Source organism: Streptomyces sp. NPDC059452, from assembly GCF_042750035.1.
Taxonomy (GTDB): Bacteria; Actinomycetota; Actinomycetes; order Streptomycetales; family Streptomycetaceae; genus Streptomyces.
Genome location: NZ_JBHYVE010000009.1, coordinates 197,528 through 211,460, shown reverse-complemented (window position 1 = coordinate 211,460; position 13,933 = coordinate 197,528). Strand labels below are relative to the sequence as shown.

General features: G+C 73.3%; 11 protein-coding genes. 5 read left to right on the top strand and 6 right to left on the bottom strand.

All coding sequences use genetic code 11. The features are described 5' to 3' along the window. Positions 1-51: 51 nt before the first annotated feature. Positions 52-1,392, bottom strand: a complete 1,341-nt coding sequence (locus ACFW9Z_RS15280) for a radical SAM protein (protein WP_384639913.1) — start codon at positions 1,390-1,392, stop codon at positions 52-54. Positions 1,393-1,608: 216 nt separating this feature from the next. Here ACFW9Z_RS15280 and ACFW9Z_RS15275 point away from each other — a divergent pair, with 216 nt between their 5' ends. Beyond that, a complete protein-coding gene (locus ACFW9Z_RS15275; protein WP_384639910.1) occupies positions 1,609-2,301 on the top strand; it encodes a response regulator in 693 nt (230 codons plus the stop codon). Between the two features lie 158 nt (positions 2,302-2,459). On the opposite strand, the gene ACFW9Z_RS15270 is transcribed toward ACFW9Z_RS15275, so the two are convergent. Further along, entirely contained in the window at positions 2,460-4,193 is a 1,734-nt protein-coding gene (locus ACFW9Z_RS15270; protein WP_384639907.1) for a GAF domain-containing protein, read from the bottom strand. Between the two features lie 139 nt (positions 4,194-4,332). Continuing rightward, on the bottom strand, positions 4,333-5,208 hold the full coding sequence (locus tag ACFW9Z_RS15265; protein ID WP_384639904.1) for a universal stress protein: 876 nt from the start codon (positions 5,206-5,208) through the stop codon (positions 4,333-4,335). A 201-nt stretch (positions 5,209-5,409) separates the two neighbouring features. Here ACFW9Z_RS15265 and ACFW9Z_RS15260 point away from each other — a divergent pair, with 201 nt between their 5' ends. Then, the gene (locus tag ACFW9Z_RS15260) at positions 5,410-6,405 is read left to right on the top strand and encodes an Acg family FMN-binding oxidoreductase (protein ID WP_384639901.1); all 996 of its coding nucleotides are present in this window, start codon (positions 5,410-5,412) and stop codon (positions 6,403-6,405) included. A 144-nt stretch (positions 6,406-6,549) separates the two neighbouring features. Next, positions 6,550-7,983 (top strand): MBL fold metallo-hydrolase RNA specificity domain-containing protein, encoded by a 1,434-nt coding sequence (locus ACFW9Z_RS15255; RefSeq protein ID WP_384639898.1) that lies wholly within the window; start codon positions 6,550-6,552, stop codon positions 7,981-7,983. A gap of 95 nt (positions 7,984-8,078) precedes the next feature. On the opposite strand, the gene ACFW9Z_RS15250 is transcribed toward ACFW9Z_RS15255, so the two are convergent. Then, entirely contained in the window at positions 8,079-8,987 is a 909-nt protein-coding gene (locus ACFW9Z_RS15250) for a universal stress protein (RefSeq protein WP_384639896.1), read from the bottom strand. Between the two features lie 182 nt (positions 8,988-9,169). Here ACFW9Z_RS15250 and ACFW9Z_RS15245 point away from each other — a divergent pair, with 182 nt between their 5' ends. After that, positions 9,170-10,054, top strand: coding sequence for a universal stress protein (locus ACFW9Z_RS15245; RefSeq protein ID WP_384639893.1), 885 nt, complete (start codon positions 9,170-9,172; stop codon positions 10,052-10,054). An 85-nt stretch (positions 10,055-10,139) separates the two neighbouring features. Here the strand turns inward: ACFW9Z_RS15245 and ACFW9Z_RS15240 are convergent, their stop codons facing one another. Next, positions 10,140-10,817: a helix-turn-helix domain-containing protein gene (locus ACFW9Z_RS15240; protein WP_384639891.1), complete on the bottom strand. Its 678-nt coding sequence runs from the start codon at positions 10,815-10,817 to the stop codon at positions 10,140-10,142. Positions 10,818-11,092: 275 nt separating this feature from the next. Between ACFW9Z_RS15240 and ACFW9Z_RS15235 the strand changes: the two genes are divergently transcribed. Next, the gene (locus ACFW9Z_RS15235) at positions 11,093-12,202 is read left to right on the top strand and encodes an alpha/beta hydrolase-fold protein (RefSeq protein ID WP_384639888.1); all 1,110 of its coding nucleotides are present in this window, start codon (positions 11,093-11,095) and stop codon (positions 12,200-12,202) included. A 30-nt stretch (positions 12,203-12,232) separates the two neighbouring features. On the opposite strand, the gene ACFW9Z_RS15230 is transcribed toward ACFW9Z_RS15235, so the two are convergent. Continuing rightward, complete coding sequence (locus ACFW9Z_RS15230; protein ID WP_384639885.1) at positions 12,233-13,933, bottom strand: ABC transporter ATP-binding protein; 1,701 nt, start codon at positions 13,931-13,933, stop codon at positions 12,233-12,235.

Sequence of the window (13,933 nt, the reverse complement as noted above, 5' to 3'; positions counted from 1 at the left end):
TTCGCGCCCGATCGCGGGAACGGGTGCCCGTTCCCGCGAGGCCCCCAGGTCTCAGGCGGCGGGCTCGGGCTCCTCCAGTCCTTCGAGGCTGTCCATGAACGAGCTGACCGAGAAGACGGCGCGGCCGGGGCCCGCCGGGCCGTAGCCGGGCGGGGAGTTGAGGCCGAACTCCTCCAGCGTCGCCCGGTACGCCTGGAGCAGGCGGATGTGGTACTCCAGCGGCGCGCCGAGCGGGTTGGCCTTGCCGAGCGGGGTGGTGGGCTCCGGGCACCAGGTCGTGAAGCGCGGCACGACCCCGTTCGCCATGAAGAACCGCAGCCCCTCGGTGGTCGAGTCGATGGCCTCGCTCACCTTCGTGAAGCCGAAGGGCTCGGCCATCTCGATGCCCGCGACGAAGTTGGGGATGACGTTGCGCGGCCCGAACACCTCGGCGGACTCCAGGATGCGGCGGTGCCACTCGTCCCGGCCGACGTACCGCTCCTTGCCCGGGCAGTGCAGCTGGAAGAGCCGCCGGTCCCACACCTCGAAGTTGGGGTGGTAGATGCGGATGCCGTAGTCGTGGAAGCGCTGCACGTCCTCGCGGGGCAGCGCCTGGGCCACCACCTTGCCGGTCCAGCGGCCGGGGAAGCGCTCCTCGATGGCCTTGGCGTAGTGCCCGTAGAAGTCGGCCTCGTCGCGTCCGGCGACCTGGGAGGTGATCGAGCCGCCGGTCAGGGTGTAGGCGCGGGAGACACCGGCGGTGTCGTACCGGTCGATGATCTCCAGGGCCTCCAGCACCTCCTCGACCGGCTTCACCCCGGTGTAGGGGCGGCCCGCCGCCTTGTGCTGACGCCAGTTGTGGTTGATGTCGCAGAACTGGCACTCCTCCTTGGCGCCGAAGTACTGGCAGACCCGGAAGACCGTCAGATAGATGAGGTAGCCCCACTGGATGGTCGGGGCGACCTCCATCACGGACTTCCCGTTGGAGAGCTGGTGGCGGTAGTACTCCGGCATCGGCGGCAGCCCGACGTCCGCGATCCGCGCCCCGTCCAGGTAGAGGCCGAGCGTCCCGTCCTCGCCGCCCCGCACGACGTACGGGGAGTCGGGGTTGACCCGCACCGACACGACGGTGCGGCGCAGTCCGTAGGGGCCGCCGGTGAGGACGACCTCCTCGGGCGGCCGGTTGAGCGCGGCGGCGCCGAGCTCGGGCAGCGTGCGGTGGTCGAAGGAGAAGATGAAGTACGACTTCGGCTTCACGTCACCGGTGGCACCGCCGACCGATCCGCTCAGCGCGGACTCGTCGAAGGCCATGCCGCCGCGCAGCAGGTCTTCCTTGATGACGGCTTCCCGGGGTACCTCGGGGAAACGCCCCATCAGGTCCTCGACCAGTGCCGTACGACTGCTGCTCGGCATGTACGCGAACCTCCGTAGTCACCCCACCGCAACGGCGCGCGCACGGGTGGGCAGGTCTGTCCAGTCAGGCTCGCAAGCCTACGCCAACGCGTTTCGTCACCCGCACTGACCAGCGGGAAACGGTCCCGGGGGCGGTTCGGCGGGTACGTCGGCGCCGCCCCTGGGACAATGCGGAGAGGAGGGGGCCACGAGCCGACCGAACACCTGGGGCCGCACATGTCCGGCACACCGACCGCAGCGGCCGGGGCTCCGATCAGGGTCTTCCTGCTCGACGACCACGAGGTCGTACGCCGTGGGCTGCACGACCTCCTGGGGGCCGAACCCGGCCTGGAGGTCGTCGGGGAGGCGGCCACGGCCGCCCAGGCGCTGGCCCGGGGCCCCGCCCTCCGGCCCGATGTGGCGGTGCTGGATGTCCGGTTGCCCGACGGGGACGGGATCACGGTGTGCCGGGAGCTGCGCTCGCGGATGCCGGGGCTGGCCTGTCTGATGCTGACGTCCTTCGACGACGAGGACGCGCTGCTCGACGCGATCATGGCGGGGGCGGCCGGTTACGTCCTGAAGCAGATCAACGGCTCGGATCTGGTGTCGGCCGTACGGACCGTGGCGACGGGCCAGTCGATGCTCGACCCCGCGACCACGGCCCGGCTCATGCGGACCCTGCGCGCGCCCGAGCCCGCCGGGCCCGTGGAGGACGAGAGGCTGTCGGTCCTGTCCGAGCGGGAGCGTTCCGTGCTCGACCTCATCGGCGAGGGCCTGACCAACCGGCAGATCGCCGAGCGGCTGTACCTCTCCGAGAAGACCGTCAAGAACCACATCTCCCGGCTGCTCGGGAAGCTCGGGGTGGAGCGCCGGGTGCAGGCGGCGGTCATCGCGACGGAGGTACGGGAGCACGGGCAGCAGGAGAAGTGAGCGGGCGGGGCGGGGGGCTGGTACGTACGTTGGTCGGCTGAGGCCGTACGGCGACGAGCGCGTCGGGCTGTACGTCACCCACGTCAGGCTGTACGTCAGGCGCTTCGGGCGGTACGCGAACCACGCCAGGCCGTACGCGAACCACGCCAGCCCGCACGTCACCCCCTTCCCCCGGCCAGCGGGACCCGCCACTCCAGTGTGGTGCCGCTGCCCGGGGCCGGGCGGGGGCCCACGGTGAAGGTGCCGCCCAGCCGCTCGGCCCGTTCGGCCAGGTTGCGCAGGCCACTGCCCCGGGCGCCCTCCGGGAGGCCGACGCCGTCGTCGGTCGCGGTGACCGTCAGTACACCGCCGTCGGCGACGACCGACACCTCCGCCTCCTTCGCCCCCGCATGCCGCGCGATGTTGCTCAGCGCCTCCGCGATGACCGCGATCACGTGGTCGGCCACGTCCTGGGGCACGTCCGTGTCGATGAGCCCCTCCATCCGCAGGGCGGGCGGGAATCCGAGTGCGGACGCGGCGGTGTCCACCGCCTGGACGACCCGGGTCCTGAGCTTGGGGGTGTCACCGGCAGGCTCGTGCTCCCGGAGGCCGAAGATGGTGGAGCGGATGATCTTGATGGTGGAGTCGAGGTCGTCGATCGCCCGGCCCAGCCGCTCGGCCGCTTCCGGATGCTCGACGAACGGGCGGGCACTCTGCAGCGTCATCCCGGTGGCGAACAGCCGCTGGATGGCGAGATCGTGCAGGTCACGGGCGATCCGGTCGCGGTCTTCGAGGAGGCTCACCTGCTCGGCGGCCCGTCGGCGCTCGGCCAGTTCGAGCGCCAGCGCGGCCTGTCCGGCGAAGCCCGGCAGCGAGGCGATCTCCGGACCGGCGAACGGTGGACCGCCCTGGAGGCGGGCGAGGATCAGGACCCCGCTCAGCTTCTCCTTGGTGCCCACGATGACGGCCACGGCGGGCCCGAACCCCTCCCAGCGCTCCGGCCGCACGGTGATGCGGGGATCGTTCCGGACGTCGGCGACCGTGACGAGTCTGTCGGCGGCGAGCGTGACACCGGCGAGGGTGCCCCGGGTGGACGGCAGCACCAGGCCGCGATGCGCGTCGGACCCCTCCCCGTGTGCCAGCGACCCGCTCAGCTCGCCGCCCGGCTCCACGAGGTGGAAGACGCCCAGGTCGGCGCCCGCGATGTCCACCGCCCGGGCCAGCATGCCCTCCAGGACCTCCGGCTCCGCCGAGCCGGAGAGCAGCGCGCTGGTGAAGTCGGAGCTCGCCGCGAGCCACCGCTGCCGCAGCCGCCCCTCCTCGTAGAGGCGGGCGTTCTCGATGGCGATGCCGGCCGCGACCGCCAGGGTCGAGACGACGGCCTCGTCCTCAGCGCCGAAGTCGGCCCCGCCGCGCTTCTCGGTCAGGTAGAGGTTGCCGAACACCTCCTCCCGGACCCTGATGGGCACGCCGAGGAACGAGTGCATCGGCGGATGGTGGGGCGGGAACCCGTACGAGGTCGCGTGTTCGGAGAGCTCGCTCAGCCGCAGGGGCTCCGGGTGCCGGATCAGCTCGCCGAGGAGGCCGTGGCCGGAGGGGAGGTCGCCGATCTGGGCGCGTACCTCGTCGCTGATGCCGATGGGGAGGAACTCGGCGAGCTTCTGGTCGTCGCCGATGACGCCCAGCGCCCCGTACTCGGCGTCGACGAGCACGACCGCCGCCTCGACGATCCCCCGGAGCACCTGGGGCAGCGCGAGCTCCCGGCCCACCGACATGACGGCCTCCAGCAGACCGTTGAGCCGGTCGCGGGTGCCCCGGGCCTCGTCGATGCGGCCCTGGAGCTCGTCGAGCAGCTCGTCGAGTCTCAGGCGCGGCAGCCCGGCCCGTGGGGCCTCACGGCCATCCCCGCCCATGGATACCTCCGACGGCGTCGAGGAGGCGGGCAGGGTGCGCCCGCACCTCCCAACGTAGCCGCCGGACCGCACCGGCTCATGTCGAGCCGCACATGATCATGGTGGCGCACCGCCGGAACAGTGGTGCGCCGCCGGACCATCAGGGCTCCACCACCACCGGGACCGTGATCACCGGGCAGTGGGCCCGGTGCAGCAGCCCGTGGACGACGGAGCCGAGGCGCATGCCCATGTGGCCGCCCTCGCCCCTGCGGCCCACCACGACGGCCACGGCGTGCTCGGCGGCGTCCGCCAGCACCTCGACCGGGGAACCGGTCACCACCTCATGGGTGAGCCGGACGCGCGGGTACTTCCCGGCCCACCCGGCCACGGTCTCGGCCAGCAGCCGGCGCTCGGCGTCGAGCTGGGTGTCACCGTCGCGGAACGAGAACACCGGCGGCTGCCATACGGCGACGGCGCGCAGTTCGCAGCCCCGCAGCTCGGCCTCCTCGAAGGCCAGGGCGAGGGCCGCCTTCGAGGGCTCACTGCCGTCGACGCCCACCACGAGGTACGGGGGCTGCCCGGTCTCCTCCTCCTGCCCGGAGCCACCCACGACGACCACGGGGCAGTGCGCCTGTGCGCTGACCGGGACGACCACCGCGTTGGCGCTGAGGATCTCCTGGAGCCGGTTCAGATGCCGGGAGCCGAGCACCACCATGCGGGCCTCGCGGGTCAGGGCTCCCAGCGTGGGCGCCGGGAGCCCTTCGAGGACGGATGCCGTGGTGTCGAGCTCCGGCTGCCGCTCCCGCGCCCAGGCGTCGGCCGCCGCGAGGGCCTGTACGCCGGTCTCCTCGGCCTCCCAGTAGCGCGGGGCGTCACCGGGGCGGCGCGGATCGTGGAGCGGCGGGACGGCGACGACGAGCCGCAGCCCGATCCCCCGGCGGTGGGCCTCGTCCGCCGCCCAGCCGACAGCCGGGTGCCAGTCCTCCCGGGGGTCGACACCGACCACGATCTCCTGGCGTGCCGCCGTACTGCTCATGAGGTGTTCTCCTGCCGGGGCCGACCCGGGCCCGTCGGGGGTGGTTCCTCCCAGAGTGGCATCGGCGGGGGCGCGGCGCAGAGGGACCGCCGGGAGCGGAAAGGGGCCCCGGTCGGTCCGGATGGAGGGCCGTTCGGCCCCTCCTGTGCCCGGCCTCCGGGGCGGAAGGTGGGGAGGGAGGGAGAGCGCCGGGAGGAAGCCATGCCCACAACGGACCATCTCGTGGAGACCGTGACGTCGCTGGTCGGGGACGCCGTCACGGCACCGTCCATGCACAACGCACAGCCCTGGAAATTCGTCCACCGTACGGGCACCCGTTCGCTCGCCCTGTACGGCGACCCGTCCCGCACGCTCCCTGCCGGTGATCCGGAGGGCCGGGGGCTGCACCTGGGGTGCGGTGCGGCCCTGTTCAACCTGCGGGTGTCCGCCGCGCACCGCGGCTGGGACGCCGTCACCGAGCTGCTTCCCGATGCCCGTGACCCCTGGCACCTGGCCGATGTCGTGCTCCAGGAGGCGGGCCCGGCGGATCCGGGCCCGGGCCTGTCGGACCTGTACCCCGCTCTGCGGCAGCGGCACACCAGCCGCTTCCCCTTCTCCGACGAGCGGATTCCGGGGGAGATCGCCGACGGGCTCCGCGGGGCCGCGCTCCTGGAGGGGTGCCGGCTGATCGTGCCGGGGTCCTGGCACTCGGACACCGTCCTGGAGCTGGTGCGGGACGCCGAGCTGTTCGAGTCCGCGGATGCCGCGCTGCGCGAGGAGATCGCCTCCTGGACCCGTACGGGCAGGGCCGGTGACGGGCCCGGCACCGAAGGCATCCCGTCGTACGCCTTCGGCCCCCGGCAGTACGGGGTGAGCGCCCCCGCACGGGACTTCGACGCCCCGCGCGACCTGCCGGGCCGGGCCGTCGCCGCCTTCGAGGAGCGGCCGCAGATCGCGCTCCTCGGGACGGTGGACGACTCCCCGGCCGACTGGCTGCGGGCGGGGCAGGCCATGGAGCGCGTCCTCCTCCAGGCCACCCTGGACGGTCTGTCGACCTCGATGATGTCGCAGCCCCTCGAATGGCCCGAACTCCGTTCGCTGGCCCGTGAACCCGGCTCCCTGACCGGCTTCGTCCACATGGTGTTCCGGTTCGGCTACGGGCCCCGGGGGGTGGCCACGCCCCGGCGGCCGGTCGCGGAGGTCCTGACCGTGGAGTGAGGGCCGACCGTGGGGTGACGGCTCCGTGGAGGGAGGTCGGCTCGTGGAGGGAGGTCGGCTCGTGGAGGGCCGGCGCGTACGACACCGACGCGTACGGCTTGCATCGGCGCGTACGACACCGAGAGACCCGCAAGGGGGCCCGCCATGTCCGACTCCGAACCGACTCCGCACGCCGTCCGGGCGCCTTCCCGGCCCGCCCTGCTCACCTTCCTCGGCGGGGTGGGGACCGTGACCGGCAGCAAGTTCCTGGTCGAGAGCGACCACGCCCGGATCCTCGTCGAATGCGGGCTCTTCCAGGGCCACGCGAAGCTGCGGCGGCGCAACTGGGAGAAGTTCGCCCGGCCCGCCTCCGACATCCATGCCGTCGTCGTCACCCACGCGCACCTGGACCACTGCGGCTATCTGCCCCGCCTGGTCCGGCAGGGGTTCCGGGGCCCGATCCTCATGAGCGCCCCCACGGCGCGGCTCGCCGGGATCGTGCTGCGGGACAGCGCCCGGCTGCAGATGGAGGCGGCCCGGCACGCGAACGAGCACGGCTGGTCCAAGCACCGCCCGGCCGAGCCGCTGTACGACGACGCCGACGTGGAGAGGACCCTGGCGTTCTTCGATCCCGTACCGGTCGGCCGCGAGGTCGAGATCATGACCGGCACCCGGCTGACGCTGCACCACTGCGGCCACATCCTGGGCTCCGCCTGGGCCCGCCTCACCCTGGAGGACGGCCACACCCTGGCCGTCTCCGGCGATCTCGGGCGTCCGGGCCACCCGCTCCTGCGGCCCCCGGAGCCGTTCTCCGGCGCCGACGTGCTGCTCATGGAATCCACGTACGGCAACCGGCGCCACGACCGGGAGGGCGGCCACCAGGCCTTCGCCTCGGCGGTCGGGCGGACCCTGGCACGCGGCGGGACCGTGGTCGTCCCGGCCTTCGCGGTCGACCGCACCGAGGTGGTCCTGCACGAGCTGGCGGCCCTCCGGGCGTCGGGGGCGCTCCCCCGGTCGGTCCCGGTCTACGTCGACAGCCCGATGGCGCTGGCCGCCCTGGACGTCTACCGGGACGCGCTGCGGGCCCGCTCACCCGAACTGCGCCCCGAGGTCCTGGGCCAGGGCACCGAAGCGCTGAGCCCGGAGCCCTTCCTCGCCGCCCGTACGGTCCAGGAGTCCATCGCCATCAACAGCGCGCGCGGCCCCTGCGTCATCGTCTCCTCGGCCGGTATGGCCACGGGCGGCCGGGTGCTGCACCATCTGCGCCGGCTGCTGCCCGACCCCCGCAACACCGTCGTCGTGGTCGGCTTCGCCGCCGCGGGCACCCGGGCGCGGGATCTGGTGGACGGGGCGCGGGTGCTCAAGATGTTCGGCGAGTACGTCCCCGTACGCGCCGAGGTCGCCGACGTACCGCACTTCTCGGCGCACGCCGACGCCGGGCAGATCCTGGACTGGCTGCGGGAGGCCCCGCCGCCGCACACCACGTATCCGGTGCACGGGGAGGAGGCGGCCTCGGCCACCCTGCGTGACCGGCTGGACCGGGAGCTGGGCTGGACGGCGGTCGTACCGCGTTCGGGTGAAGCGGTGCTGGTGCGGTGACACCTCTCTGCGGTTACGCCCCTCGATCCTCGATCACGTCTGCGGTGACACCCCTCGATCACGCCTCGGTCACGCGATCACGCAGAGGGGTGCTCTCAGCTGCCGCCGTCGCCCGCCGACGCGTAACCCGGGGGAATGATCTGGACCGGGCATTGCCCGTGGTGCAGCAGCGCGTGGGTGACACGGCCCAGCGCCGCCCCGGATCCGAGCACCCGGCGCCTGGCTCCCATGACCAGCAGGTCGGTGAGGGCCGTGGCCTCGACGAGGATGCCCGGCACGCTGGTCCCCGTCTCGACGTCGTGGGTGACGGTGAGGTCGGGATACCGCTTCCGGATCCGCTCGGCCACGGCGGCCGTCTCGTGCACCTTCTCCTCGGTGATCTCCCCGACGGTGTCGAGCATGGTGGTGAACCTGCCGACGTAGGCCAGCACGTTGGTCACGCTCAGCAGCCGCAGCGAGGCCTTGCGGACCTGCGCCTCCTGGGCGGCGATCAGCAGCCAGTCCAGATCGGACGTGCTGTTCACGGCCGCCGTGACCACCCCCGTCCCCGGCCGGTCGGACTCCCCCCGTACGACGACCACCGGCACCTCGGTCCGCGCGGTCACGCCCAGTCCGACGGAGCCGAGGGTCAGCGCGGCGAAGCCGCCCAGCCCCCTGCTGCCCACCACGATCGTGCCCCGGTCACCGGCCGCCGCGTGCAGCGAGGCGGCCGCGTCCTGGCGGCTGAGCTCCTTCGTCACGATCAGGTCGGGGTGCTGCTCCCGTACGGCGTCGGCCGTCTCGGCCAGCAGGTCGCGGGCCGTGTCCCGCAGTGCCTGGATGGTCTCGGCCGACGTGAGGACGGAACGCCCGTCGATGTCGGCGGCATGGACGATGTTCAGGGGCTGCCCGCGCAGCTCCGCCTCGGCGGCGGCCCACAGGGCGGCTGCCCGTGCTTGCGGGGACGCGTCCACTCCGACGACGACGGGGCCGAGCTCCGCAGGATCGGGAAGGTCGCTGGTCATGGCTCCTCCTCGGGGGTGGCCAGGGGCTACACCTCCACCGTCGCACCGGAGCGCCCCCGCCGCGCATGGGCCCTTCGGCCCCGATCCGGCCCTGTCGGCCCCTCGCCCGGCGGGCGCGGTCGCGGGGAGCCTGGATCCGTGGTTCCGGAACCGGAGCCCGGCCCACCGAGGAGGCCCTGGTCATGACACCCCATGTCACCGTCGGAATGGACGAGTCCCCCGAGAGCCTCGCGGCGGCGCTGTGGGCCGCGGAGGAGGCCACCCTGCTCGGCGTCGCGCTGCGTCTCATCCATGTGGAGGAGTGGCCGGTCACCGCGGAGGTGCCGGTGCTCTCCGCCGAAGCGCTGGTCGAACGGTTCGACACCCTGCTGCGCAACACCGCCGACCGGGCCCGGCGCGAGCAGCCCGGCCTCGATGTGACCACCGAGATGTCACGCGGACGGGCGCCCGCCGAGCTGACCGCCGCCGCGAACGAGGCCGAGGTGACGGTGCTGGGGTCGCGGGGGCTCGGCGGTGTCGTCGGCTTCCTCATCGGCTCGGTGTCGCTCGCCGTCGTCGCCCGGGCGCGGCGGCCGGTGGTGCTCGTGCGCTCACCGCAGGACACCCGTGCGACCCCGTCCGGGGCAGGCGGCGACGGTACGCGCTCGGGCATCCTCCTGGGGCTCGACATCGAGCACCCTTGCGACCCGGTGCTCGCTTTCGCCTTCGGCGAGGCCGCCCGCAGGGGTGAGGAGCTGCGTGTCGTCCACAGCTGGAACCCGCCGCCGGCCTACGGGTACGCCGCCATCCTGGATCCCGGTATCGGCAGCGGCCTGGGCCGGCGGGCCGCCGAGGGGCTGGCCGAGATGCTGCGTCCCTGGCGGTCCAGGTTCCCGGCCGTCCGGGTGGTGGAGAGGGCCGTGGTCGGTCCTGCGGCCGCCGAGCTCGTCGACGCCTCGCGGAGCGCCGGGCTGTTGGTCGTCGGGCGGCGCAGCCGCCGCTCCCCGGTGGGCCCGCACCTCGGGCACGTGGCACACGCCGTGATCCACCACAGCCCGGCCCCGGTCGCGGTCGTGCCCTTCGAATGACCAGGCCCCGCCCGTTCCTGCCCGTCCCTGCTCCTACGCCCTTACGCGCTTACGCGCTTACGTCGTTGCGCCCGGCGTCACCGGTTCAGCCCGCGTCCCCCGGTGCGCCCTTCACGATGATCCGGCGCCCGGTGACCTTGCGGGGCGCGAGGATCATGACGTGGTCGCGCCCCTCCCCCGCCCAGGGTGTGGAGTACGCCGTCTCCCTGAGCCGACGCGCCGTCTCCTCGTCCTCCACGACCCGGACCGGGCCCACGAGCAGCACGCTCCACCCCTTGCTGAAGGCGTCGTCGATGTGGTCGGTCTCGAAGGCGATCTCCGTGTCGGCGGCCCCGGCGAGCGGGGAGCTCTCCCCCGTACTGAACATGACCTCGCCGTCGAGCACCTGGTAGTTCACCGGCAGGACGACGGGCCCGTCGTCCTGGGTCAGTGCCACCCGTCCCACGCCGTGGTCGCCGAGCAGGGCCCAGCATTCGGTGCCGTCGAGTTCGACCATCCGGGCCTCACGGGCCGCCTGCCCGAGCCCACTCGGCAGGTCCACGGTCCCTCCGGTCAGCTCCCGGACCGTGGTCTCCAGGGCGTCGGCGAGCCGGAGCAGAAACCCGATGCCGGGTGTCGCGTCCTGCTCCTCCACGTACTGGATGTAGCCGGGCGCGGCCCCGGCCCGTACGGCCACGTCCTGCCGGGACAGACCGAGCTGCAGGCGACGCGCCGCAACGCGCCGGCCGATGTCGCCTCGCGGCGGATGCGGTGGTCGGGCCATCGTGAGGTCCTTCTGCTCGTCGGGGCGGGGGCCCTGCACCGCCCACGCTAGCGAGAGCCGGGACCGGGCGCAGCGTGGCGCCCGGGGATGTACGCCCCGTCGGGCCACCGGGAGTTCGCGGAATTCGCGCGGACGAGCACACCTGGAGGGTGAACTCCATTAGGTTAGGCTCACCTTACGCAGAGCGAGCTCTTTCCCTCCCTCACGGACCTCCCCAAGGAGATGTTCATGCGCCTGCTCCTCACGTTCCCGGGCCGCGACCTCTCCGGCCGCTCATGACCGGCCCCGGACCGGGCCCCGCAGCCGGTCTGGAGAGCCCCTTCGCCGCGTTCGGACTGCCCGGCAAGCCGGGCACCGACGCGTTCTGGTCCGCCGCGCGGACCCCCCTCTCCATCCCCGCCGACGACGGCTGGCTGACGCTGTTCCTGTGGCGCGGGACCCCGGCGGACATCGCCTTCGAGAGCTGGTCGGGGCCGGTCTCCCTGCGGCGGTGGGCCGGGACGGACTGCTGGTACGCCGAGGTGTCCATGCCCGAGCGGCTGCGGGTGACCTACCAGCTGCTCGTGGACGGCGGCCCCCGTGCCGATCCGCTCAACCCGGCCGGGGCCGGCGGTGACCGCTCGATCGCCGCGACCCCGGACGCCCCGGACCAGCCGCACTGGCCGTCCGTCGGCCCCGACGACGTCCTCCCCCTCCCGGAGACCCGGCTGCGGTGGAGCAGTGAACGGCTCGGCGGGCGGCGGACCGTGCGCGTGCACCCGGTCGGCGGCGGCGGGCCGGTGGTGCTGCTGCTCGACGGGGACGACTGGCTGTACCTCCACCCGGCGACGACCGCGTTCGAGTCGGCCGTGGCGGCGGGTGAGATGGAGCCCGTCACGCTTGTCTTCCTGCCCGCCAAGGACCGGTCGGCCGAGTTCGGATGCGGGCCCGGGCTGTGGGAGGCGGTGCGGGACGAACTGCTGCCGCTGGTGGCCGGATCGGGTGTTCCCGCGGAGCCGGACCGGCTGGTGGTGGCGGGGCAGAGTCTGGGTGGGCTGAGCGCGCTGTACGCGGCGCTGGAGTTCCCGGAGCTGGTCTCCCGTATCGCCTGTCAGTCGGGGTCCTTCTGGTGGGCGCCCGGCGCAGAGGAGTGGCCGGACCCGCTGGGCGGTCCGGTCGGCGGGACCGTCGCCGGACTCCTGCGCCGGGGCCCCGACCTGTCCGGGCTGCGGTGCGCGTTCGACGTGGGGGAGCACGAGACGCGGATGCTGCCCCACTGCGAGCTGACCGAGGCCCTGACCGAGCGGGCCGGGGCGACCGTACGGGTCTCACGCTCCGCGGCGGACCACGACCGGGCGGGCTGGCGGCAGGCCCTGCTCAGGGATGTCGCCTGGGCGCTGGGCTGATGCGCGGGCGGGGCAGCCCCCGCCCGCGTGTCACCGGGCCACGGCCGCGCAGTACGCCGCGTCGGTGGCGAGCAGGTTGCGGTGGGTGTCCTCGGCGGTGATGACACCGTCGTCCAGGACGAGCACCCGGTCCGCCGCGTCCAGGAGCGCCGGACTGCTGGTGATCACGAGGGTGGTGCGGCCCCGGCGCAGCTTCGCGATGTTGCGGGCGATGAGCTGTTCGGTGACCGCGTCCACGGCGGTCGTCGGGTTGTGCAGGACCAGGACGTCGGTGTCGGCGGCCAGCGCACGGGCCAGGGAGAGCCGCTGCCGCTGCCCGCCGGAGAGGTTCGCCCCCCGGTCACGGACCGCGTAGTCGAGCCCGTCGCGGTGGAGGGCGACGACATCGGTCAGCATGGACGCCTCGACGGCTTCGGGGACCGACCGGCTGCTGCCCGACGGGTCGATGTTCGTACGGAGCGTGCCGCCGAAGATCTCCGCGTCGTACGGGTTCACCAGCAGGTGCTCGCGGACCGCCTCGACCGACAGCCCCGCGAGCGGCCGGCCGCCGAGCCGCACCTCTCCCTCGTATGCCGGGGGCGCCACGTTCACGGCGAGCACCGACGCGAGTTCGGCCGCCGCGCGCGGCTGGTAGGGGGCGATCGCCACGAACTCCCCGGCGGCGACCTGGAACTTCAGTCCCTGCAAGGTCCCGTGCCGTACGCCGTCGACCTCCAGGTCTCCGCCGGGAGCCGGGCGCTCGGGGCCCGGGGTCGTCACGGGCGGGGCGGTGAGCACCAGCGCCATGCGCTCGGCGGAGGCGCGGGCGATCATCACGTACTTGGGCATCTCCGAGAACATCTTGAGCGGTTCCATGATGAACTGCGCGAGGCCCACAGCCATGACCAGCTCCCCGATGGAGATCCGGCCCTCGAACGCCAGCCAGCCCGCCGTCAGCGACACCGCGGCGGCCAGGGCCGCGTTGAGGGCCAGCGCGGTGCCCGCGTAGGCGCCGTTCACCCGGGCGACGGTGATCGCCTGCCGCTTGGCGTCGGTGCTGACCCTGCGGTAGGAGCCGAACGCCGCGTGGTTGCCGCCGAAGCCGTGGAGCGGGCGCAGCCCGATGATGAGGTCGGCGACCTTGGCACCGGCCCGCGCCACCTTGGCCTGCTGCACCTGGGTGCTGGAGCCGATCCGCTTGGACATCACCGCGAGGATCGACAGGATGCCGACGGTCCCCACGATGACCAGCAGCCCGAGCCGTATGTCGGCCAGACTCAGCGCCACGGCCGCGACGACCACGGCGACCAGGGAGCTGATCAGCAGCGGCACCACCTCGATGATGTCGGCCGTCTGGTCGGCGTCCTCGGTGGCGATGGTCAGGATCTCGCCGGACTTGAGGCCGTCCACATCCCTGGCCACCGGCTGGAGCCCGCAGGCGGCCACCTGGACGCGCCAGCGGTGTGCCTCGGTCGTATTGGCCTTCTGGAGCACCCGCATGCCGAACCGCCACGACAGGGACACCGTCGTGATGATCACCGCCAGCGAGCCGATCGACACCCCGAGCGAGCCGAGGCTGCGGTCCTGCATCGTGTGCTCGACGATCAGCCCGAGCGCGATGGGGAACGCGGTCTCCGCCGCCTGGTAGAGGCCCATGAGGACGGTGCCCGCGACCATGGCGCCGATGTTGCGGCGCAGAGCGGTCCGCAGGATGGCGGCTCCCGGGCGGGAGCGCTTCGTGTCGGTCTTCAT

Bases quoted from the DNA above. Each gene is read 5' to 3' on its own strand.
- ACFW9Z_RS15280 (WP_384639913.1), bottom strand. From the start codon at position 1,392: ATGCCGAGCAGCAGTCGTACGGCACTGGTCGAGGACCTGATGGGGCGT.
- ACFW9Z_RS15275 (WP_384639910.1), top strand. From the start codon at position 1,609: ATGTCCGGCACACCGACCGCAGCGGCCGGGGCTCCGATCAGGGTCTTC.
- ACFW9Z_RS15270 (WP_384639907.1), bottom strand. From the start codon at position 4,193: ATGGGCGGGGATGGCCGTGAGGCCCCACGGGCCGGGCTGCCGCGCCTG.
- ACFW9Z_RS15265 (WP_384639904.1), bottom strand. From the start codon at position 5,208: ATGAGCAGTACGGCGGCACGCCAGGAGATCGTGGTCGGTGTCGACCCC.
- ACFW9Z_RS15260 (WP_384639901.1), top strand. From the start codon at position 5,410: ATGCCCACAACGGACCATCTCGTGGAGACCGTGACGTCGCTGGTCGGG.
- ACFW9Z_RS15255 (WP_384639898.1), top strand. From the start codon at position 6,550: ATGTCCGACTCCGAACCGACTCCGCACGCCGTCCGGGCGCCTTCCCGG.
- ACFW9Z_RS15250 (WP_384639896.1), bottom strand. From the start codon at position 8,987: ATGACCAGCGACCTTCCCGATCCTGCGGAGCTCGGCCCCGTCGTCGTC.
- ACFW9Z_RS15245 (WP_384639893.1), top strand. From the start codon at position 9,170: ATGACACCCCATGTCACCGTCGGAATGGACGAGTCCCCCGAGAGCCTC.
- ACFW9Z_RS15240 (WP_384639891.1), bottom strand. From the start codon at position 10,817: ATGGCCCGACCACCGCATCCGCCGCGAGGCGACATCGGCCGGCGCGTT.
- ACFW9Z_RS15235 (WP_384639888.1), top strand. From the start codon at position 11,093: ATGACCGGCCCCGGACCGGGCCCCGCAGCCGGTCTGGAGAGCCCCTTC.
- ACFW9Z_RS15230 (WP_384639885.1), bottom strand. From the start codon at position 13,933: ATGAAGACCGACACGAAGCGCTCCCGCCCGGGAGCCGCCATCCTGCGG.